Annotated in this window: 22 protein-coding genes, 1 rRNA gene and 2 other annotated features; all 23 genes read right to left on the reverse strand. The window is 47.5% G+C overall.

Going from position 1 to position 20,797, the window contains the following annotated elements; translation table 11 throughout:
• Nucleotides 1-3: 3 nt before the first annotated feature.
• The 23 genes from rplJ to rrf all read right to left on the reverse strand — a co-directional run bounded on the left by rplJ (nt 4) and on the right by rrf (nt 20,346).
• Nucleotides 4-504 (reverse strand): 50S ribosomal protein L10, encoded by a 501-nt coding sequence (gene rplJ, locus NFR98_RS06450; protein ID WP_014096510.1) that lies wholly within the window; start codon nt 502-504, stop codon nt 4-6.
• 35 nt (nt 505-539) lie between these two features.
• Nucleotides 540-686: a sequence feature (ribosomal protein L10 leader region), on the reverse strand.
• 46 nt (nt 687-732) lie between these two features.
• Nucleotides 733-1,434 carry a 50S ribosomal protein L1 gene (gene rplA, locus NFR98_RS06455; protein ID WP_014096512.1) on the reverse strand — a complete coding sequence of 234 codons (702 nt, stop codon included), beginning with the start codon at nt 1,432-1,434 and terminating at the stop codon, nt 733-735.
• A gap of 107 nt (nt 1,435-1,541) precedes the next feature.
• On the reverse strand, nt 1,542-1,967 hold the full coding sequence (rplK, locus tag NFR98_RS06460) for a 50S ribosomal protein L11 (protein WP_014096513.1): 426 nt from the start codon (nt 1,965-1,967) through the stop codon (nt 1,542-1,544).
• 359 nt (nt 1,968-2,326) lie between these two features.
• On the reverse strand, nt 2,327-2,860 hold the full coding sequence (nusG, locus tag NFR98_RS06465; protein ID WP_014096514.1) for a transcription termination/antitermination protein NusG: 534 nt from the start codon (nt 2,858-2,860) through the stop codon (nt 2,327-2,329).
• Between the two features lie 149 nt (nt 2,861-3,009).
• Entirely contained in the window at nt 3,010-3,195 is a 186-nt protein-coding gene (gene secE / locus NFR98_RS06470) for a preprotein translocase subunit SecE (RefSeq protein WP_014096515.1), read from the reverse strand.
• Between the two features lie 35 nt (nt 3,196-3,230).
• A complete protein-coding gene (rpmG, locus tag NFR98_RS06475) occupies nt 3,231-3,377 on the reverse strand; it encodes a 50S ribosomal protein L33 (RefSeq protein ID WP_017551231.1) in 147 nt (48 codons plus the stop codon).
• 309 nt (nt 3,378-3,686) lie between these two features.
• Nucleotides 3,687-4,292 carry an RNA polymerase sporulation sigma factor SigH gene (gene sigH / locus NFR98_RS06480; protein WP_061086776.1) on the reverse strand — a complete coding sequence of 202 codons (606 nt, stop codon included), beginning with the start codon at nt 4,290-4,292 and terminating at the stop codon, nt 3,687-3,689.
• A 111-nt stretch (nt 4,293-4,403) separates the two neighbouring features.
• Complete coding sequence (locus NFR98_RS06485; protein ID WP_026684122.1) at nt 4,404-4,913, reverse strand: NYN domain-containing protein; 510 nt, start codon at nt 4,911-4,913, stop codon at nt 4,404-4,406.
• A 1-nt stretch (nt 4,914) separates the two neighbouring features.
• The gene (gene rlmB, locus NFR98_RS06490; RefSeq protein WP_026684123.1) at nt 4,915-5,658 is read right to left on the reverse strand and encodes a 23S rRNA (guanosine(2251)-2'-O)-methyltransferase RlmB; all 744 of its coding nucleotides are present in this window, start codon (nt 5,656-5,658) and stop codon (nt 4,915-4,917) included.
• On the reverse strand, nt 5,658-6,071 hold the full coding sequence (locus NFR98_RS06495; RefSeq protein WP_026684124.1) for a Mini-ribonuclease 3: 414 nt from the start codon (nt 6,069-6,071) through the stop codon (nt 5,658-5,660). The genes rlmB and NFR98_RS06495 overlap by 1 nt, the downstream gene beginning before the upstream one ends.
• Nucleotides 6,068-7,465, reverse strand: coding sequence for a cysteine--tRNA ligase (cysS, locus tag NFR98_RS06500; protein ID WP_104851068.1), 1,398 nt, complete (start codon nt 7,463-7,465; stop codon nt 6,068-6,070). Before cysS ends, NFR98_RS06495 begins: the two co-directional genes overlap by 4 nt.
• Nucleotides 7,446-8,114 carry a serine O-acetyltransferase gene (gene cysE / locus NFR98_RS06505; protein ID WP_035182969.1) on the reverse strand — a complete coding sequence of 223 codons (669 nt, stop codon included), beginning with the start codon at nt 8,112-8,114 and terminating at the stop codon, nt 7,446-7,448. The genes cysS and cysE overlap by 20 nt, the downstream gene beginning before the upstream one ends.
• Before the next feature lie 128 nt (nt 8,115-8,242).
• Nucleotides 8,243-8,471 (reverse strand) — a binding site (T-box leader).
• Between the two features lie 44 nt (nt 8,472-8,515).
• Nucleotides 8,516-9,976, reverse strand: coding sequence for a glutamate--tRNA ligase (gene gltX / locus NFR98_RS06510; RefSeq protein ID WP_014096522.1), 1,461 nt, complete (start codon nt 9,974-9,976; stop codon nt 8,516-8,518).
• A 552-nt stretch (nt 9,977-10,528) separates the two neighbouring features.
• Entirely contained in the window at nt 10,529-11,005 is a 477-nt protein-coding gene (gene ispF / locus NFR98_RS06515; RefSeq protein WP_014096523.1) for a 2-C-methyl-D-erythritol 2,4-cyclodiphosphate synthase, read from the reverse strand.
• A gap of 2 nt (nt 11,006-11,007) precedes the next feature.
• On the reverse strand, nt 11,008-11,688 hold the full coding sequence (ispD, locus tag NFR98_RS06520; RefSeq protein ID WP_014096524.1) for a 2-C-methyl-D-erythritol 4-phosphate cytidylyltransferase: 681 nt from the start codon (nt 11,686-11,688) through the stop codon (nt 11,008-11,010).
• 66 nt (nt 11,689-11,754) lie between these two features.
• The gene (locus NFR98_RS06525) at nt 11,755-12,840 is read right to left on the reverse strand and encodes a PIN/TRAM domain-containing protein (protein WP_014096525.1); all 1,086 of its coding nucleotides are present in this window, start codon (nt 12,838-12,840) and stop codon (nt 11,755-11,757) included.
• A gap of 346 nt (nt 12,841-13,186) precedes the next feature.
• Entirely contained in the window at nt 13,187-14,557 is a 1,371-nt protein-coding gene (gene radA / locus NFR98_RS06530; protein WP_014096526.1) for a DNA repair protein RadA, read from the reverse strand.
• A 232-nt stretch (nt 14,558-14,789) separates the two neighbouring features.
• Entirely contained in the window at nt 14,790-17,240 is a 2,451-nt protein-coding gene (clpC, locus tag NFR98_RS06535) for an ATP-dependent protease ATP-binding subunit ClpC (protein WP_014096528.1), read from the reverse strand.
• Nucleotides 17,241-17,256: 16 nt separating this feature from the next.
• A complete protein-coding gene (gene mcsB, locus NFR98_RS06540; RefSeq protein ID WP_014096529.1) occupies nt 17,257-18,324 on the reverse strand; it encodes a protein-arginine kinase McsB in 1,068 nt (355 codons plus the stop codon).
• Nucleotides 18,324-18,869, reverse strand: coding sequence for a protein-arginine kinase activator protein McsA (gene mcsA / locus NFR98_RS06545; protein WP_014096530.1), 546 nt, complete (start codon nt 18,867-18,869; stop codon nt 18,324-18,326). The genes mcsB and mcsA overlap by 1 nt, the downstream gene beginning before the upstream one ends.
• Nucleotides 18,870-18,888: 19 nt before the next feature.
• Complete coding sequence (locus NFR98_RS06550) at nt 18,889-19,353, reverse strand: CtsR family transcriptional regulator (RefSeq protein ID WP_371836356.1); 465 nt, start codon at nt 19,351-19,353, stop codon at nt 18,889-18,891.
• A 287-nt stretch (nt 19,354-19,640) separates the two neighbouring features.
• The gene (locus tag NFR98_RS06555; protein ID WP_014096532.1) at nt 19,641-19,931 is read right to left on the reverse strand and encodes a DUF3969 family protein; all 291 of its coding nucleotides are present in this window, start codon (nt 19,929-19,931) and stop codon (nt 19,641-19,643) included.
• A gap of 299 nt (nt 19,932-20,230) precedes the next feature.
• Nucleotides 20,231-20,346 (reverse strand): 5S ribosomal RNA (rrf, locus tag NFR98_RS06560).
• Nucleotides 20,347-20,797: the final 451 nt, after the last annotated feature.

Here is a 20,797-nt window from a genome sequence, read left to right on the forward strand (position 1 = left end):
AACTTATGCGCTTTGTTCTTCTTTTTGATCTGCGACTGCTTTTGCAGCAAGAGCAAAGTTGCGGATCGGCGCCTGCAGTACGCTGAGAAGCATGGAAAGCAGGCCTTCGCGTGAAGGAAGCGTTGCGAGTGCTTTGATTTCATCAACGGTTGCAACATTGCCTTCAATGACACCCGCTTTGATTTCCAAAGCTTCGTGGTCTTTTGCGAAATCATTCAGGATTCTCGCAGGTGCAACCACGTCTTCCGTACTGAATGCGATCGCATTCGGGCCGGTCATCACGCTGTTTAATCCATCCAACCCGGCTGCTTCTACAGCACGGCGCGTCATCGTGTTTTTGTACACTTTGAATTCAACGCCTGCTTCGCGCAGCTGTTTACGCAGTTCAGTTACTTCAGCCACGTTTAAGCCGCGGTAATCGACAACCACAACAGCTGTACTTGATTTGAATTTATCGGTGATTTCTTCCACCAGTTGTTTCTTTTGTTCAATTACACTGCCCATCTTGACACCTCCTACAGATATTCTTGATGAACATTTATACCAAAACAAAACCTCCATATCCCGAGACATGGAGGTTTCATGCATGCGGAGGGCCTAAGGCACCCCCGGATTTATACGCATTACCTCGGCAGGAAATTAAGCCCTTCGGCACCTGCTGTCTACGGTACAAATGTTTACTTTTCAAAGCCGTTCTTTATTATATCAGCTGATATGCAACATGTCAAATGATTATTTTGCTGCCACAAAAGAAGACGGGTCTACTTTGATGCCAGGCCCCATGGTTGATGTGACAGAAACATTCTTCATGTAAGTGCCTTTTGCAGCTGACGGTTTTGCTTTCATCAATGTGTCAAACAATGTTGCCAGGTTTTCAACCAGCTTTTCTGTTTCAAAAGAGGCTTTCCCGATCGGAGCATGGACATTGCCCGCTTTATCGACACGATATTCGACTTTACCGGCTTTAATGTCCTGAACCGCTTTTGTCACATCAAATGTTACCGTGCCGGTTTTCGGGTTCGGCATTAACCCTCTCGGCCCAAGGATGCGTCCGAGTTTCCCAACTTCGCCCATCATATCCGGCGTTGCCACGATGACATCAAAATCAAACCAGCCCTGCTGGATTTTGTTGATGTAGTCTGTATCGCCGACATAATCTGCACCAGCTGCTTCCGCTTCTTTTGCTTTTTCGCCTTTTGCAAAAACAAGCACGCGCTGGGTTTTCCCTGTTCCGTTTGGAAGCACGACGGCACCGCGGATTTGCTGGTCCGCTTTTTTCGGATCAACGCCGAGGCGGAATGCAACTTCAACTGTTGCATCAAATTTTGTAAAACTTGTTTTTTTCACCAGTTCAATGGCTTCCTGAGCCGAATAAGCTTTGGAACGGTCAACGAGTTTCAAAGCGTCAACATATTTTTTTCCTTTTTTCGCCATTTGTATTTCCTCCTCGAATGTGGTTTTAACGGAATAACCTCCCACGAAAAAGGTTGCGAGCCAGTATCGCATCGCAACCCCGTTGGACAGAACTAGTACTGCATGAATCAGTCTTCGATCGTAATCCCCATGCTGCGCGCCGTGCCTTCCACCATGCGCATTGCCGCTTCAACACTTGCCGCATTTAAGTCAGGCATTTTTGTTTCTGCGATTTCACGCACTTTGTCACGCTTCACAGTTGCCACTTTTGTACGGTTTGGCTCACCAGAACCGGATTCAATGCCGGCTGCTTTTTTCAGCAAAACTGCAGCTGGCGGGGTTTTTGTGATGAATGTAAATGAACGGTCTTCAAACACCGTGATTTCAACAGGTATAATCAAGCCTGCCTGATCTGCAGTACGAGCGTTAAATTCTTTACAAAATCCCATAATATTGACGCCGGCCTGACCCAATGCAGGACCAACAGGCGGTGCAGGGTTTGCTTTACCGGCAGGAATCTGCAATTTAACAATTTTTACTACTTTTTTAGCCACGAGACACACCTCCTTAAGTCCGTGATGTGGTAACAGGGACTAAGCCCTCCCACTCATCTGTTTGATTGAACCCCTCACGGCTAAAGCCGCGAGCTTCCTGCAGATAACGAAACATGCTCCGTATCTTCGCAGGCTATCCCCGCAAGTTCTTGCGGTTAGCCGGACAATGGACAAGCTAAAAAGACAAGCCATATCCGAAGCCATTTCATCTCATGACCCGCGTCACGAGTGTATCATAAGATCATGTGATTGCATTGTGTCTGTTCTTTGTGGGATCCCGGTCAGCGGGCCATCCGCAAAGAACATACTGACTTATAACATATTAACATCTCAGCATATCGATTTCAAGTTTTATCCCGTTATATTTTATCAATTTGTTCAAAAACGAGCTCTACCGGTGTATCCCGACCGAACATATTGACCATGACTTTTGCCCTGCCTTTGTCACGGTCCATTTCCACAATCTTGCCGGCAAAGTTTGCAAACGGCCCTTCTTTTACCGTAACCGTCTCGCCGATTTCAAAGTCCACATCGGCCCGTTTTTCTTCCATGCCCATCCGTTTCAAGATGGTATTAATTTCTTCAGGCAAAAGCGGCGTCGGCTTGGAACCGCCTCCCGACGACCCGACAAAACCGGTGACACCCGGCGTGTTCCGGACGACATACCAGGAATCATCCGTCATCACCATTTCCACCAGGACATAGCCCGGGAAAACTTTTCGTTTCACCACTTTTTTCTTCTCATTCTTCACTTCAAGTTCTTCTTCTTCCGGCACCACTACCCGGAAAATTTTATCCTGCATCCCCATTGATTCTACACGTTTTTCCAAATTGGTTTTGACTTTATTTTCATAGCCTGAATACGTATGGACAACATACCAGTTTTTTTCCATTTAATAGGACTTGATGTCCGTCCCTCCCTGTTGGTCTTTTGATTTTTTGGGCAAATGAAAAAACCCGCTAACCGGGTTTGAGTCGTTGCTTATGATACTCCCATTATACCATGTTTTATCATTGGATATTCAAGTGAAAAATGATCCTTTTACAATGAGTTTTCAGCCCACCGGATCACTGCGGAAATACCGAGATCGATGACAATAAAGAACAATGTCAGGAAGGCAACTGTTACAAGGACTGTAATCGTGTATTTGACCAGCTCTTTGCGCCCAGGCCAGCTGACTTTTCGCATTTCGGAAGCAACATTACGAAAAAAATTTGTGATGGACATGTATTTAAGACCTCCAAGTAAGCTCATGTTCGTTGTTATTTTGTCCCGCGGTGGATGGTGTGTTCGTTGCAGTGCTTGCAAAACTTCTTTAATTCCATTCTTTCAGCCTTTCCGTTGCCCGTTGTAGTCGTGTAATTGCGCGAACCGCAAACCGAACAGGCAAGTACCATTTTTTTCTGCATCTCATCACCAGCTGTCTTATGATCTTACGGCGTTAACGGAACCTGTCGCTGTAAAGATTCCCGAAAAGCCGGGAGAATCTGTTGGATGCTGCCGGTTCCGCGCCGGTATCGTATCAAAACATAAAATCCTACAAATCAACATAACACGGCAGAAAGCTTGTGTCAATTAGTAGCAGAAGAAGGGATGTGCCGGGTTTTTCCCGAAAGCATTGAATACCGGGCATTTAAAGACGTGCTTTTTGTACGCCTGAATGCTGCACTTGCATTCGGGAAAAACAGCCTGGCGGAAAAACGGCTTACAACACCTTTTCAGTAAGTCAGCTCCCTCATTTCCAACAGGCGCTCCAGCTTCTTTTTGACGCGCTGTAAAGCGTTATCAATTGATTTTACATGACGGTTTAATTCTTCTGAAATTTCCTGGTAGGACTGCCCGTCCAGGTAAAGGGCGAGCACTTTTCTTTCCAGATCGCTCAACAGTTCGGATATTTTCACTTCTATATGGACATATTTTTCGCGGATTAAAATCAATTCTTCAGGGTTGGAAATTTTCGCGCCGGTGATGACATCCATCAACGTACGGTCAGATTCTTCATCATAAATTGGCTTGTCCAGGGAAATATAAGAATTAAGCGGTATGTGCTTTTGGCGGGTGGCAGTCTTAATTGCGGTAATCATTTGCCGGTTGATGCATAATTCAGCAAAAGCCTTGAAAGACGTGAGCTTGTCCTCTCTGTAGTCGCGGATGGCCTTATACAGCCCGATCATGCCTTCCTGGATAATATCCTCACGGTCGGCCCCGATGATAAAGTAAGAACGCGCTTTTGCCCTGACAAAATTTCTGTATTTTTGGATCAAGTAATCCAACGCTTCACTTTCGCCGTTGTGTATCCGTCCAACCAACTCTTCATCCTGCATCGTGCCATATCTTTCTTCATATGCTGCCTCAATGTTCAGGTTCACCTGTATCCCCCCATGAGCATTCGATAAAAGCTATTATACAGTACAGAATTTTCAATCGTCAACCGCTCATCGTTTTCCCCTGCGTAATTTTTCGAAAATTTCCATGACCTCTTGGCTTAACGGTATTCTTGTTGCCGGCTTTTCCTCTTGAATTGATTTTACATTCTTTTTAATCTTTTGTTCAATCATTTCCACTTTGGTCAACAGTTCGCGTGCTGAAATTCTTAAAGCGCCTTGGCCGAATATTTGCCACTGCTCAGTGAAATCAGATGTGGCCACATAAATCTGCGTGCGGATGTTGTTCAGTTTAATGGCCATTTTTTCAATGCGTTCATCTGCCGTTTCATTTTCTTTTGTAAAAATGACTTCCACTTTGTGATAGCGGTACTTTTTTTCCAGGCCTTTCACCCCGTAAGCATCAAAAACGACGATGACTTTGTCATCCGTATAGCCCTGGTATTCCGCCATGATCTCAACAAGCCGGTCTCTGGCGGCGCCAAGGTCTTTTTGTTTCAATTTTTGCAGTTCCGGCCAGGCGCCAATGATGTTATAGCCGTCCACCAGCAAAATATTCATTTTATTCACCAAGCGGATGGCGCTTCCTGTAAACCTCATACATGAGCAGGCCGGCAGCAACGGACGCGTTGAGCGAAGTCACATGCCCTGCCATCGGAAGGCGGATCAGAAAGTCGCATGCTTCTTTTACGATCCTGCTCATCCCCTTCCCTTCACTGCCGATGACAAGACATAGCGGCAGATCGGCATCCATTTGCCGGTAATCGGTCGTCCCGGAAGCATCGGTTCCCGCAATCCACAGCCCTTGCTGCTTTAAGCCGGCAATCGTTTGCGAAAGGTTTGTTACCCGCGCCACCGGGATATGTTCAATCGCGCCGGTTGAAGCTTTCGCCACCGTTGCTGTTAATGCGACCGAGCGCCTTTTCGGGATAATGACGCCGTGTGCGCCGACCGCATCAGCCGTCCGTAAAATCGAGCCGAGATTATGCGGATCCTCCAATTCATCGAGGATCAGGATAAACGGGTGTTCATTCCGCTCTTTGGCAAGTTTGAATATATCGCCTGTTTCTGCATACCGGTAAGCGGCAACGAGCGCCAGTACACCCTGATGCGCCCCGTCCGCCACCTGGTCAATCTTTTTTTTCGGGACAAATTGGACGGTCACTTTTCTTTCCCTTGCAAGCTCCATCACCTGCTTCATGGCGCCTTTTTGTGAACCTTCCGCAACCCAGATTTTGTTGATTTCCCGGCCCGCTCTTAACGCTTCCAGCACCGGGTTTTTGCCAGCAATGTATTCCTGGTCCATCAGCGCGCCCCTCCTTTCTGGTCTTCGACAATGCCTATTGCTTTTTCAATCAGCGCCTCCATCCGCTCCCGGCTGCCGGATAAATAGTGATAGCCGATCAGCGCTTCAAATGCAGTGCTGTGCCGGTATGTCTGGACATCCGTATTTTTCGGAACCGTGCCCGATTTTGCATTTCTGCCACGCCGGACAACAGCGGTTTCTTCTTCCGTTAAAAGATCTTCGTTCATCATCTGTTTTAAAACTTGAGCCTGCGCCTTCGCGGAAACAAAGCGGATCGCTTCCCGGTGAAGGCGGTTCGGCTTCGTTTTTCCCTGCAAAAGGACATGGTGCCGGATATATTCTTCATATACCGCATCTCCCATATAAGCAAGCGCGAGGCTGTTCAGTTGTTTCGGATCAAGGGTGACCGTCATAAGCGTCTCCATCTCACCCCTTGAGGCGTATCTTCAAGAATGATATTCATGCTTTTCAACTTGTCACGGATTTCGTCAGCCAGTTGGAAATTGCGTGCCTTTCTTGCTTCATTCCGTTTTTCAATCAGCGCTTCAATTTCTTCGTCCAAAAGCACTTCTTCCTCGAGCTTCAGGCCGAGAACGCCGGAAATCGTTTCAAACTCTTTCATAAATGCCCGGAGAACAGTTTCTGTCGTATTTTTTCCCCGCAAGTAATAATTGGCCTGCTTCGACAGTTCGAACAAAACAGAAATACCGTTTGCCGTATTGAAATCATCATCCATTGCCTCGATAAACTGGCGATGGAGCGAACGGACCTGTTCCAGCCATTTTTCATCATCTTCTGCCAGATTTGCACTGGATTCAAGCCGGTGCTTTACATTTTGGTACGACGTTTTGATCCGTTCAAGCCCTGCCTTCGCATTGGCAAGCAGTTCCTCGCTGTAGTTGATCGGATGGCGGTAATGCACCGACAGCATGAAAAAGCGCAAAACTTGTGGATCGTGCCGCTCGATGATGTCATGGACAAGCACAATGTTTCCGAGCGACTTCGACATTTTCTCGTTATCAATATTGATATAGCCGTTATGCATCCAGTAACGGGCAAATGGTTTATCTGTCAACGCTTCCGACTGGGCAATTTCGTTTTCGTGATGTGGAAAAGTCAGGTCCTGCCCGCCCGCGTGGATGTCGATCGTATCGCCAAGGTATTTCTTCGCCATTGCCGAGCATTCAATATGCCATCCCGGCCGGCCTTTCCCCCACGGACTGTCCCACGAAATTTCCCCCTCTTTTGCCGCTTTCCAAAGGGCAAAATCAAGGGCGTCTTCTTTCTTTTCCCCTACTTCAATTCTCGCACCTGATTTCAATTCGTCAATCGATTGATGAGACAATTTACCGTAGTCCGGAAAACTTCTCGTATGGTAGTAAACATCACCGCCTGATTCATAGGCATGGCCTTTTTCAATTAATTTTTCAATAAACGCGATAATCGCATCCATATTTTCCGTCACACGCGGATGGGCGTCTGCATGGCAGCAACCGAGCGCATCAATATCTTCAAAATAAGACTTGATAAACCGGTCGCTTAAAGCCGGCACTTCTTCTCCAAGTTCTTTCGCGGCTTTAATCAGTTTATCGTCCACGTCGGTGAAATTCGACACATAGTTTACATCATAACCCCGAAACGCCAAATAGCGCCGGACCGTGTCAAACACGATCGCTGGCCGTGCATTTCCGATATGGATATAGTTATAGACAGTTGGGCCGCATACATACATTTTCACTTTCCCCTCTTCAAGCGGGATAAACGGCTCCTTCTTTCTTGTTAATGTATTATATATCTGAATGCTCATACATTCTTGCCCCTTCCTTTCTCAGTTGTTCCACTTCCGACCGCAAAGCATCGATTTCCTGCTGCATGCTGTTCAGGCGGTCCGCAACAGGGTCAGGCAGCTCATTATGTTTTAAATCTTTTTTGATTTTGACGCCGTCCTGGACGACGACCCTGCCAGGAATGCCGACCACTGTCGAATTGGGGGGGACATCCTTTAATACGACAGAACCTGCCCCTATTTTTGCATTTTCCCCAATCGTAATCGAACCTAAAACTTTCGCTCCGCTTGCGATTAACGCATTGTCTTTAATTGTCGGATGGCGCTTGCCCTTTTCCTTCCCGGTGCCGCCGAGCGTAACGCCTTGGTAAACCGTCACGTTATCGCCGATTTCGCACGTTTCCCCGATCACAACCCCCATGCCGTGGTCGATGAAAAACCGCCTGCCGATTTGTGCACCGGGGTGGATTTCAATTCCGGTAAAGAAGCGGCTGAGCTGCGAAATCACCCGGGCGATAAAAAACATTTTCTTTTTATAAAAAAAGTGCGCAATCCGGTGTGCCCAGATGGCATGAAGACCGGAGTAAGTCAAGATCACTTCAAAATACGTCCGTGCTGCCGGATCCTGATCAAAAACCACTTCAATGTCTTCCTTCAACCGCTTAAACATGTGCTACTCCCCTTTCGCTTGTTTTTTTCCCATTCCCCGTCCGTTTATAAAATTTCTTCCGCTTTGCATTTCCATCAGCCGGATTTGTCATCGGACCTGCAATTTAAAAAAGAAGCGCCTCTGCAACGGACAGAGACGCTTCTTGATCGCGCGGTTCCACTCTGTTTGGCGGCAGGCCTTGCCCGCTGCCCAACTTTCCCTGTTAACGGGCGGCCCCGCTGCATCCTACTGGCAAACGCGTTCAGATACAGGCTCGAAGGTGCATTTCAGAAAAGGAGGGGCTTAAACCACTTTCAGCCGGCGATGGTTCTCTCTTTGAAGCGTCCTCTTCCTACTTCTCCTTCTCAACGCTTTTTCATACATCTATTTTAACCATATCATATCCTATTTTCGAAAAAATGTTAACCCGTGATTCTTTCAAGGCGTTTCTTTACTTTTTCCCTGCCGAGCAGTTCGATCAGGCTTTGCAGTTCCGGGCCGTGTGTCTGGCCGCTAACGGCAACACGGATCGGCATAAACAGCTTTTTCCCCTTTTGTCCGGTTGCTTTTTGCACTGCTTTGATCGCTTTTTTGATTTCGCCTGCTTCAAATGGTTCGATTCTGTCCAGTTCTTCAAGGAATGCACGGAGCACTTCCGGAACGTGCTCTCCCGACAAAATCTCCTTTGCTTCTTCGTCATACGTGATTTCATCCGTAAAGAAGAGCGGTTTCGACAATTCGACAATTTCCGCGCCGTAGCTCATTTGTTCCTGATAGAGAGAGATGAGTTTGCGCACCCATTGTTCTTCTTCAGGTGTCCGGTTTTCCGGAACGAGCCCTGCTTTTACAAGATGCGGCAACGCAAGCTCCACAACTTTATCCAAATCGAGCTTTTTCATATACTGGTTGTTCATCCATGCCAGTTTTTGGCGGTCAAACAAAGCGGGCGATTTCGACAGCCGTTCCGGGTCAAAAATTTGGATAAATTCTTCCCGCGAAAAAATTTCTTCCTCGCCCTTCGGTGACCAGCCGAGCATGGCAATAAAATTAAATAGTGCTTCCGGCAAATAACCGAGTTCCGCATACTGCTCAATAAACTGGATAATGCTACCGTCGCGTTTGCTCAATTTTTTCCGGTGTTCATTGACAATCAGCGTCATATGGCCGAATACCGGCGGTTCAAACCCGAATGCTTCATAAATCATCAGCTGTTTCGGCGTGTTGGAAATATGGTCGTCCCCCCGGAGCACGTGGGAAATTTTCATTAAATGATCATCGATCGTAACCGCAAAATTGTAAGTCGGCATGCCGTCTTTTTTAACGATGACAAAGTCGCCGATCCCGTCCGATTCAAAAGACACTTCGCCTTTTACGATATCGTTGAACGTATACACTTTGCCTTCCGGAACATGGAAACGGAGGCTCGGTTTCCGCCCTTCCGCTTCAAGCCGTTTCCTGTCTTCTTCTGTCAGATGGCGGCATTTCCCGGAATAACGCGGCATTACCCCGCGTGCAAGCTGGGCTTCGCGTTCTGCTTCCAGTTCTTCTTCCGTACAATAGCATTTATAAGCCAGCCCACGGTCAAGCAGGTCTTCATAATATTTTTTATAGATATCAAGGCGTTCCGACTGGCGGTAAGGGCCGTATTCGCCGCCGACATCAATGCTTTCGTCCCAGTCGATGCCGAGCCATTTCAAATATTTCAGCTGGCTTTCCACACCGCCTTCCACATTCCGCTTCTGGTCAGTATCTTCAATCCGGATAATGAACTTTCCACCCTTGCTGCGTGCAAATAAATAATTGAATAATGCGGTACGGGCATTCCCGATATGCAAAAAACCGGTCGGGCTCGGAGCGTACCGTACTCTGATTTCGTTTGCCATGTCGATTCTCCTTTAAACTGTCGCTTTTTGTCTTGTTTTATTGTATCACCGTCTGAAAAAGCCGTAAACCGGTGGTGTGTCCGGTTCGGCGGACGAAAGATGGATTGACGTGAACCGGCGGATGGATGCCATCGCACATCTTGCAGGTAAAATATCTGCTATTATGCTTGTTCCAGCAAAAGACGGGATAATGGAATTGCCACTGTACCACGAGTGCCCCCGCCAGGCTATGCTTGTTCCAGCAAAAGACGGGTTTCCGATAACCGGGCGCACTGCTCCATTACACCATTTTCGGCAAAACATCTCCAGGCCATACACCGGTTAAAATGGTTCCAGCAGCAGTGCGGGTCCTAAACCGCACGGCTTGTCCCGATTTTGCAGCGATACACCGGTTATGTTTGTTCCAGCAAAAGAAAGGTTTCCGTTAACAGCTGCCCGGCTCCGTTGCACCATTTTTGACGAAACTTCTGTTGCCATACACCGTTAAAATGTCCAGCAGGCAGTACGTGCCTTAAACTGCCCGTTGTTTCAGCACCCTTGCAGCCACGCCGGTTAAGCCTGCTCCAGCAGTACCGCCGCCTGCGCCGCAATGCCCTCTTCGCGCCCGGCAAAGCCGAGTTTTTCCGTCGTGGTCGCCTTGACATTGACCTGCCCGATCTCCGCTTCCAAAATGCGCGCGATCGTTTCCCGCATTTTCCCGATATAGGGCGCCATTTTCGGCTTTTGGGCAATAATCGTGCAATCAAGATTGCCGAGCTTGTATCCTTTTTGTTTCACAAGCTGAAAAACATGCGCCAAAAGCGCCGCAGAATCCGCATCTTTAAATGCCGCATCTGTATCCGGAAAATGCCGGCCGATATCCCCTTCCCCAATGGCCCCGAGACAGGCATCCGCTACGGCATGAAGCAACACATCCGCGTCGGAGTGGCCGAGCAAACCTTTTTCATATGGAATTTCAACTCCCCCGATCATCAAGGGACGTCCCTCCCCGAACCGGTGCACGTCAAAGCCTTGTCCGATCCTGAACATCTTCATCCTCCCCCCTGCTTTTTTAAAATCGCTTCTGCGAAATAAAGATCTTCCGGTGTCGTAATTTTAATATTATCATAACTTCCCGGCACAATATGTACAGGATGGCCGATCCGTTCGACCAGTGAGGCTTCATCCGTTCCGAGAAAGCCGTCCCGTTCCGCCGCTTCATGCGCTTTTTTCAAGACAGACGTGCGAAAAGCTTGTGGCGTTTGGATCTGCCACAAGCTGCTCCGCTCAATCGTCTCGGTTACAATCTGGTCTTTTGCTCTTTTGATCGTGTCTTTTACCGGAACAGCCGCTATCGCCGCCCCTTTTTCCCCGGCCATTGCCGCCAGCGCTGCAATGGATCCGGCGCTGATAAACGGCCTTGCACCGTCATGCACAAGAATGACACTGCAGCTTCCGGCAAGTTCCAGCCCGTTCCGTACGCTATATTGCCGTTCAGAACCGCCGCGGGCAAATACTATTTTTTCCGAGCGGGGCAAAATACGCTTCATCTCTTCCCTATCATGCGGCTGCACGGGAAGTATCAACTTTTTGCAGGACGGATCGGCCAAAAAAACTTCTGCTGTAACCGCAATGACCGGGCGCTTGTTCAGTTCAAGAAATAATTTGTTGAACCCTGCGCCCATCCGCTTCCCCGATCCGGCTGCCGGTATAATCACCTCATAATCTGTCAAATCCAATCTCCCCCGGCATCCTGTATGAACTTCCCGCGTCCGGCGCCGCGGGTGTTCCAGGCTGCATTATAACGCTTTTTCAAGCAGTTTCGGCTTGGCAAAAATCATCCGGCCCGCCGAAGTCTGCAGGACGCTTGTCACGAGCACATCAATGCGTTTGCCAATGTAATTTTTGCCTTCTTCGACAACAATCATCGTGCCGTCATCCAAATAGGCAATCCCCTGGTGATGCTCTTTCCCGTCTTTAATGAGTTGCACATTGAGCTCTTCGCCGGGGAGCACAACCGGTTTTACGGCGTTGGCAAGGTCATTGATATTGAGCACCTTGACTTTCTGGAATTCACATACTTTATTTAAATTATAATCATTCGTCACGACAATCCCGTTCATCAATTTTGCCAGTTTAATGAGCTTGCTGTCAACTTCCTGGATATCTTCAAAATCGCCTTCATACATTTGCACTTCGATCGGCAGTTCATTCTGTATCCGGTTCAAGATATCAAGCCCACGCCGGCCCCGGTTTCTTTTCAAAGCATCCGAAGAATCGGCAATATGCTGCAATTCTTCAAGCACAAAGAGCGGAATCACAATCGGCCCGTCAAGAAAACCGGTCTGGCAAATATCCGCAATCCGTCCGTCGATGACAACGCTTGTATCAAGAATCTTCACCTGTTTTCCAGGCTGCGGATGCCCTTCTTGCTCTGTCCCGCCTTTCCGTCTATGCTGCCGGTTGAAAAACAAATTGAAAATTTCCTCTCTTTTCTTAAAACCGACCTGAAATCCGATATAACCGAGCAATACTGTAAGTGTAATCGACACAATTGTATTGACAATCGGAATTCCCCGCACCGGAATGCTTGCCAGATAAGCAATAATCAGGCCGAGCACAAGGCCAAAGGTGCCGGAAAAAATTTCCGTCATCGGGACTTTTACCAGTGAATCCTCAAACCAATCGACAAAATCAACGATATAATGAATGGACCAGAAAGTAATAAGATAAAAGATAATAGCCCCCAACAGCGCTGAAACATACGGGTTGTTGATTAACACATAATCCACTTTCACAAGCTTGTAAAAATCAGGCAGCAGGAAAACACCGAGCGTGCCGCCAATCAGTACCAAACAAATTTGTATAAGCCGTCTTAACAACATGTTCACCTCCTTTATACATTATAAACAAAAAATAGGGTTTAAAACGTTTGCCTTCGTATTTTTCCCTACCGAGCCAGTTAATCGCCGCGGTTTTCTCCGGGCATTTTCAGGCTTCATGCACATCCCCTGCTTTCTTTTAAAATTTGTATCCTGCCAGCCGCTGTCTTTTCTGTCTTTACATCATAACGGATCCTGTAAACGCAGATTTGCGGCAGTTATTTGCTTATCAAGTGGGTTCCGTTTTTTTCCACGCTTTCCTTCACTTCCCAGTGCCTTCCGCTTCCTCCGGTACCCTCACGCACTGATCCAAAGAACACATAGAAGGCACGGAAATTTGTTCCCTTTCTCATCCGCCGAGTGCCGCTTCCAAAGCTTCCTGGATTGTGGAGACGCCGATCACTTGAATCTCTTTTGGCGGCGTCCACCCGCCCATATTATTTTTCGGGATGATCGCCCGCCGGAAACCAAGTTTTGCCGCTTCCTGGACGCGCTGCTCAATCCTGGACACCCGCCTGACTTCCCCCGTCAGCCCGACCTCTCCGATAATGCAGTCATCCGCATTTGTCGGCTTGTCGCGAAAACTGGATGCCACGCTGACAGCAACTGCCAAATCCACTGCCGGTTCATCCACTTTCAGGCCGCCGGCGACTTTTAAATAAGCATCCTGGTTCTGAATCAAAAGACCGGCCCGTTTTTCAAGCACCGCCATAATCAGCGTGACACGGTTATAGTCAATCCCGGATGCCATCCGCCGCGGCATATTGAAAAACGTCGGGGCCAACAGCGCCTGGATCTCGACAAGGACCGGGCGCGTCCCCTCAATGGAAGCCACCACGGTAGAACCGGCTGCACCTTTTGTCCGTTCTTCCAGAAAAATTTCGGAAGGGTTCTGGACTTCTTCCAAACCGGATTCTTTCATTTCCAAAATCGCAATTTCATTCGTCGAACCAAAGCGGTTTTTGACCGCCCTTAATATCCGGTAGGCGTTATGGCGTTCACCTTCAAAATACAGGACCGTATCCACCATATGTTCAAGCACACGTGGGCCGGCAATGGAGCCTTCTTTTGTCACGTGGCCGACAATAAAGATGGCCACGTTTTTTGTTTTTGCCGTCCGCATCAGCTGTGCAGTCGTTTCCCTCACTTGCGACACACTGCCCGGCGCAGACTGGATTTCCGGATGGTAAATCGTCTGGATGGAATCAATGACCACAAAGCCGGGATTCAGTTCATCTATCGCCTGCTGGATCACGGAAAGGTCCGTTTCCGGCAGCACATAAAGATGGTCGGTATGGATGTTTAACCGGTCCGCCCTTAACTTCGTCTGTTTCGCCGATTCCTCCCCGGAAATATACAGTACATTTAACCCGTGCTTTGCCAGTTGTGATGACACTTGCAAAAGCAGCGTTGATTTGCCGATCCCGGGATCCCCGCCGATCAAAACAAGTGATCCGGCAACAATGCCGCCGCCGAGGACACGGTTCAGCTCTCCAAAATCCACCTTTGTCCTTTTTTCTTCTTTAGACTCTATAGACGTAATAGGTGCCGCTTTGGTTTCATTTCCAGGCTCCGGATGTAAAAAAAAGCCCCTCCGTTTTGGCGTCTCCGCTTCCTCCACCATCTGGTTCCACTGGCTGCATTGCGGGCACTTTCCCATCCATTTTGGCGACTCGTAGCCGCAGTTCTGGCAAACAAACTTTACGGTTTTTTTTGCCATCTTAAACCCCTTTCCCTCATATCTATGTGTATAAGTGTATACAAAGTATCTTGAAATTGAATTAAAATCGTATAAGAAACCGCCACATAGGTTGAACGAAACAGTACTCCTTCTTTATGTGTTGCCAGAAGCAATGTTATCCTAATCGCCATTGATTTTGGCGCGAAATTTTATATATGTGAAAAAAAGGGTACAATCGCCAAAACCATTGTACCCTTTCCTGCTTTCGGCATTAAGAATTGGACGATACAGCTTCCGACTCTGCCACACTGGCAAAAGTAAATTCGCCGTCTTTTACATCGACCAATACCTTTTGCCCTTCTTTTATATTGCCTTTCAGCATTTCTTCCGAAAGGCGGTCTTCGATGTTTTTCTGAATCGATCTGCGCAGCGGCCGCGCGCCGTATTCCGGATCGTAGCCTTTTTCCGCCACTTTTTCTTTTGCGGCATCCGTCAGCACAAGTTCGATATGATGCTCTTTTAACCGGTCCGACAATTCTTTCGCCATCAACGTGACAATTTCGTTCAACTGTTTCTTCTCGAGCGAATGGAACACAATGGTTTCATCAACACGGTTCAAAAACTCAGGCCGGAACGCTTTTTTCAGTTCCTCGAGCACTTTGTCCTTCATGTCTTTATAATCGGCCTCGACGGTATCCTGAATGGTGAAGCCGACGCTCTTGTTGCGTTTTAAAGCATCTGCGCCGACATTCGATGTCATGATGACAATCGTATTGCTAAAATCAACCGTGCGGCCCTTGGAATCGGTCAGCCGGCCGTCATCCAGTACCTGGAGCAAAATGTTGAACACATCCGGGTGCGCTTTTTCAATTTCATCAAGCAGCACAACCGAATACGGTTTTCTCCGTACCTTTTCCGTCAGCTGCCCGCCTTCTTCAAAACCGACATATCCAGGCGGCGAACCTACGAGGCGGGAAGTCGAATGTTTCTCCATGTATTCGGACATGTCGATCCGGATCATGGCATCCTCATCGCCGAACATCGCTTCCGCAAGCGCCCGCGCCAGTTCTGTTTTTCCGACCCCTGTCGGCCCGAGGAAAATGAAGGAACCGATCGGGCGTTTCGGATCTTTTAACCCTGCCCGTGCACGGCGGACTGCTTTCGCCACTGCAAGTACCGCTTCTTCCTGCCCGATCACTCGGGAGTGAAGGATCTCTTCAAGGTGCAGAAGCCTTTCCGTTTCGGTTTGTGCCAGTTTCGTCACCGGAACTCCCGTCCAGCTCGAAACAACAAGCGCAATATCATCGACTGTGACTTCACTGTTTTCCTGTCCTTGTTTTGCCTTCCAGTTTTTCTTCGTTTCCTCCAGCTGTTCGCGCAGTTTCTGTTCGGTATCCCTTAACGCAGCCGCTTTTTCAAATTCCTGGCTCTGGACGGCCGCATCTTTTTCCTTGCGTACCTCTTCCAGTTTCAATTCCAGTTCTTTCAAATTCGGCGGCGTTGTAAAGGAACGAAGACGCACTTTCGATCCGGCTTCATCGATTAAGTCAATCGCTTTATCCGGCAGGAACCGGTCTGCGATATAGCGGTCCGAAAGTTTTACAGCGGCTTCGATCGCCTCATCGGTAATCGAGACGCGATGGTGTGCTTCATAGCGATCGCGCAGCCCTTTTAAAATCTGGATCGACTCATCAATCGTCGGCTCATCGACCTGGATCGGCTGGAACCTTCTTTCCAGTGCAGCATCTTTTTCAATATATTTCCGGTATTCATCCAGTGTTGTTGCCCCGATGCACTGCAGTTCGCCGCGGGCAAGCGACGGTTTTAAAATATTGGAAGCATCAATGGCTCCTTCCGCACCGCCGGCCCCAATTAAGGTATGCAATTCATCGATGAAAAGAATGATATTACCGGCCTGGCGGATTTCATCCATGACTTTTTTCAGGCGGTCTTCAAATTCGCCACGGTATTTTGTACCGGCCACAACCGTACCCATATCAAGCGTCATAACCCGTTTGTCACGCAGCGTTTCCGGCACTTCATTATGCACAATTTGCTGGGCAAGGCCTTCTGCAATGGCCGTTTTCCCAACGCCCGGTTCCCCGATAAGGACAGGGTTGTTTTTTGTCCTCCGGCTCAGTACTTCAATGACGCGTTGAATTTCTTTGCTGCGCCCGATTACAGGATCAAGGGAATCTTCCCGTGCGATCGCTGTTAAATCGCGGGCCAGACTGTCCAGTGTCGGTGTGCTGACGCTGGCCGCCGAACCGCCCTGTACGGACGCTTCACTGTTGCCCAATAATTGGAGCACCTGTTGCCTTGCTTTATTTAAGCTAACGCCGAGATTTGTCAGCACGCGTGCCGCCACGCCTTCACCTTCACGGATCAGCCCGAGGAGGATATGTTCCGTTCCAACATAGGAGTGCCCGAGTTTTCTCGCTTCATCCATTGACAGTTCAATCACTTTTTTGGCCCTTGGCGTGTAGTGGATCGTTTGGGAAATTTCCTGGCCGTTCCCGATCAGGGTTTCCACTTCTTCCTGGATTTTTTCGGCGCTTAAACCCAGGCCGTACAGCGCTTTTGCCGCGATGCCTTCCCCTTCGCGGACAAGTCCGAGCAAAATATGTTCCGTTCCGATATTGTTATGTTTCAGGCGGATTGCTTCTTCCTGGGAAAGGGCCAGCACTTTCTGGGCTCTCTCTGTAAATCTTCCAAACATCATCTGTCATTCCTCCTGTTCATTTGGTCTCCTCAAGCCTCAAACGTTCTCTTATCAGTGTAGCCCTCCGGATATCCCTTTCATACGGGCTGAGCGCTCTTCCGGCATAAAGCTGTAAAAATCCCGGCTGCATTAAAATCATCAATTCATTTAAAATTTGTTTCGAAATGTTTTGAATATAGCCCAGATCAATTCCCAGCCGGACATCGGACAAACAACGGGCCGCTTCTTTTGTTTCAATGATCCTGCTGTTTTGCAGGACACCGAGCGAACGGTAAACCCTGTCTTCTAATTGTATGTTTGAAGTCTGCACCAATGCTTCCCTTGCCGATCTTTCCTGTGTAATGATCTGCCGGATGACACTGGTTAAATCCGAGACAATATTGTCTTCCGATGTTCCGAGTGTCACCTGGTTGGAAATTTGAAAAATATTTCCGATGGCTTCGCTTCCTTCGCCATATATTCCTCTTACCACCAAACCAAGCTGATGAATCGCCGGAATGATTTGTTTAATTTGCTGTGTCAGCACAAGTCCCGGCAAATGCATCATGGCCGATGCGCGGATGCCCGTTCCGACATTTGTCGGGCAGCTGGTTAAGTAACCGAGCGTTTCATCAAAAGCATAATCGACCCAATTTTCAAGCAGGTCATCAAGCTGATTGGCTTTCTGAAGCGTTTCATGCAATTGAAGCCCTGGAGAAAGACATTGTATGCGTAAATGATCTTCCTCATTTATCATAATACTAATATCTTCGCCGCTTGACAAAATAACTGCCCCGTCACCCGCTTCTTCGGCAAGTTGCGGGCTAATCAGGTGTTTCTCCACAAGCACCCTTTTTTCGAGCGGTTTTAATTCGTCCATTTTTAAAAATTCAGCCTGCATTTCAGCCGGAAAATGATTTCGGGCGATATCCTGGATTGTTTTCATAATTTCCCTTGCTTCCTCGCTGGTAAACAAGGACGGGAACCGGTAATTTTTTAAATTTCTTGCCAGACGAACCCGTGTCGTCAGCACAATTTCCGATTCAGGCCCTTGCTCGTTCATCCAGGAGCTGGACGCTTTGTGCAAAAAATGTTCTAAAGACATTATTGTTCCCCTCCTTTTGCTTGAGAAGAACCTTCAAGTGCGCGAATTTGATCGCGGAGTTCTGCTGCTTTTTCAAATTCTTCCTGGCTGATGGCTTCCTGCAACGCCGCCTTTAATTCCTGCAATTTTTTCTTTGTATAAATGGCACCGCCAATCCGTGCAGGTATTTTTCCTTCATGCGCAACGTTGCCGCCATGAAGGCGCTGCAAAATCGGAACAAGCTGGTGCTGAAACGTCTCATAGCAATGCGGGCAGCCTAACCGGCTTGTGTTTAAAAACTGGTTCAATGTCATCCCGCAATGGTTGCAGCGAAGCACATCCGGGTCAGGTGCTGTTTCCTGTTTGAAAAGTTGGATGGCCGGATCAAAATTAAAAAGGCCCGCGAGCAGATTATCGAAGGAAAAGGTTTTCCCCCAATCCGATGAAAACTTTTCCCCCTTCTCCTGCGCGCACTTCTCGCAAAGATGGAATTCCGTTTTCACACCGTTTATAATTTTAGTAAAATGCATCGTTGCCGGCCTTTCATTGCATTCCTGGCAAATCACGGCATACTCACCTCTATTGTTACTTGTATTTTAAGGTCGTTAACATCGATTTCAACATTCTGGCACGCAGTTCATCCCGTTCCGGCAACTGGATGTAGAGCACGGAGCGGTCCATCACGCTGAGCATGATTTTTGCCTCCCGCCTTGAAATCACCTCTTCTTCAACGAGGCGGAGAATGATGGCTTCCGCATTCGACTGGGAGATGACATTGCCGATATGCACAAGCAGCTGGTCAATCAGTTCCGCATCGCTTTCAGGCCGCACTTTCATGATCCGGATATAGCCGCCGCCGCCCCTTTTACTTTCAACAATATACCCTCTTTCAATCGTAAACCGCGTATTGATGACATAATTGATTTGCGAAGGGACACATTGGAACTTATCGGCAATCTCATTGCGTTTTATTTCAAGAATTTCTTTTTCATTCAGTTCCAGAATCCGTTTTAAATATTCCTCTATGATATCCGATATATTTTTCATCAAAGCCACCTCCTGACACCTTCTTTTGACTTTGACTATATTTGACTTTAATTATACAGGATTCCTTACAGAAAATGCAACTAGGAAAACTGCCCCTTTTTTCAGCATTTCTGTTTGGGGAGACAATCGGATGTTCACGGACCACCCGATGGGACTGCGTGTGCAGCGAGCGGTAAAGATTAACCCAGACAGATTGCGGGTGCGGGTTCATTGGAGGTCAAGCGCTTTGAAAAGCTTTTACTGCTACGGCAGGACAAATCAAAAAGCCCTCGCGTCTGCGGGGACTATTTTTATGCTTTTATTTCTCTATCTAACAAAAGAAGAACTCTATTTTTTAAATCAATTATGTTTTCATCTAACTTGTCAGGTAGTAAATCATTAATACCATCAATTTCTGTACCCAGTTCCAAAATTTCTATTAATTCATTTGAGTAATTTTTTTCCTTCAAAGAATCAATGATACGGTAATTAAAATATCTTTTCTCAGCTTCTTCTATCGAAATTTTCTTATTATATACAGCCTCGATTATACCTAAAACATTCAACAATATATCTTTTTCTTCGGTATTTTTATTAATCATTTTTTAACACTCCAGCCTTTCTTAGTTTTAACATTTTATAAAATCCTTGCATTTAATTTTTTCCGAACCTGTTAGCATCCTTGCCAAATCTAGGAATTTTGCTTATTCAGCAAGCCCTAATTATGCACAATTTTATTACCGCCGTCAATATATTTTTAAAATTTTTAAAAAATTATTATCAGGTTAGTAATATAATCAGATTCAAAAGGTAAATCTTTGTCGTTTTTCTTATGGAAATTTTTATATCTCCCTTATTTACACATTCAAAAAGGCCAGCTGATTCAGCTGGCCTTCTGTTTGCCCGGCAACGTCCTACTCTCGCAGGGGGAAACCCCCAACTACCATCGGCGCTGGAAAGCTTAACTTCCGTGTTCGGGATGGGAACGGGTGTGACCTTTCCGCCATCATCACCGGACCTGTATAATTTTTGGGATGTGTTCCCTGAAAACCGGATGGGAGAAAAAACTGTAAACGGAGAATAGCTTTGGTTTCTAACTTTAAAAATTGTCTAGCTCCAGCGCCTATCGGCTAGCGTATTTCTGCGCTTTCTCCCTACGATAAGCGGGCATCGGCTCGCCTTTAGGGGCTCGCCGTGTTTCCTTTATCTCAGTCGAAAGCTCCGAAATCCATACGCCGATGACCAAAGCGCTTCCGCTTTTCTATTGTCCAGCTCCGGTGCCTAGCCCCTCGAGGTCGAATAACCTGCCCGTCACGGAGCCAAAAGACGGCTCCATGCCGGTCAGAACATTCGCTTGTCGGGGCTAAACAAGGCACCTCCGCTTTTCTGTTTGGTTAAGTCCTCGATCGATTAGTATCCGTCAGCTCCACGCGTCGCCGCGCTTCCACCCCGGACCTATCAACCTGAT

The organism is Weizmannia agrestimuris (assembly GCF_943193165.1).
Lineage (GTDB): Bacteria > Bacillota > Bacilli > Bacillales > Bacillaceae_C > Weizmannia > Weizmannia faecalis.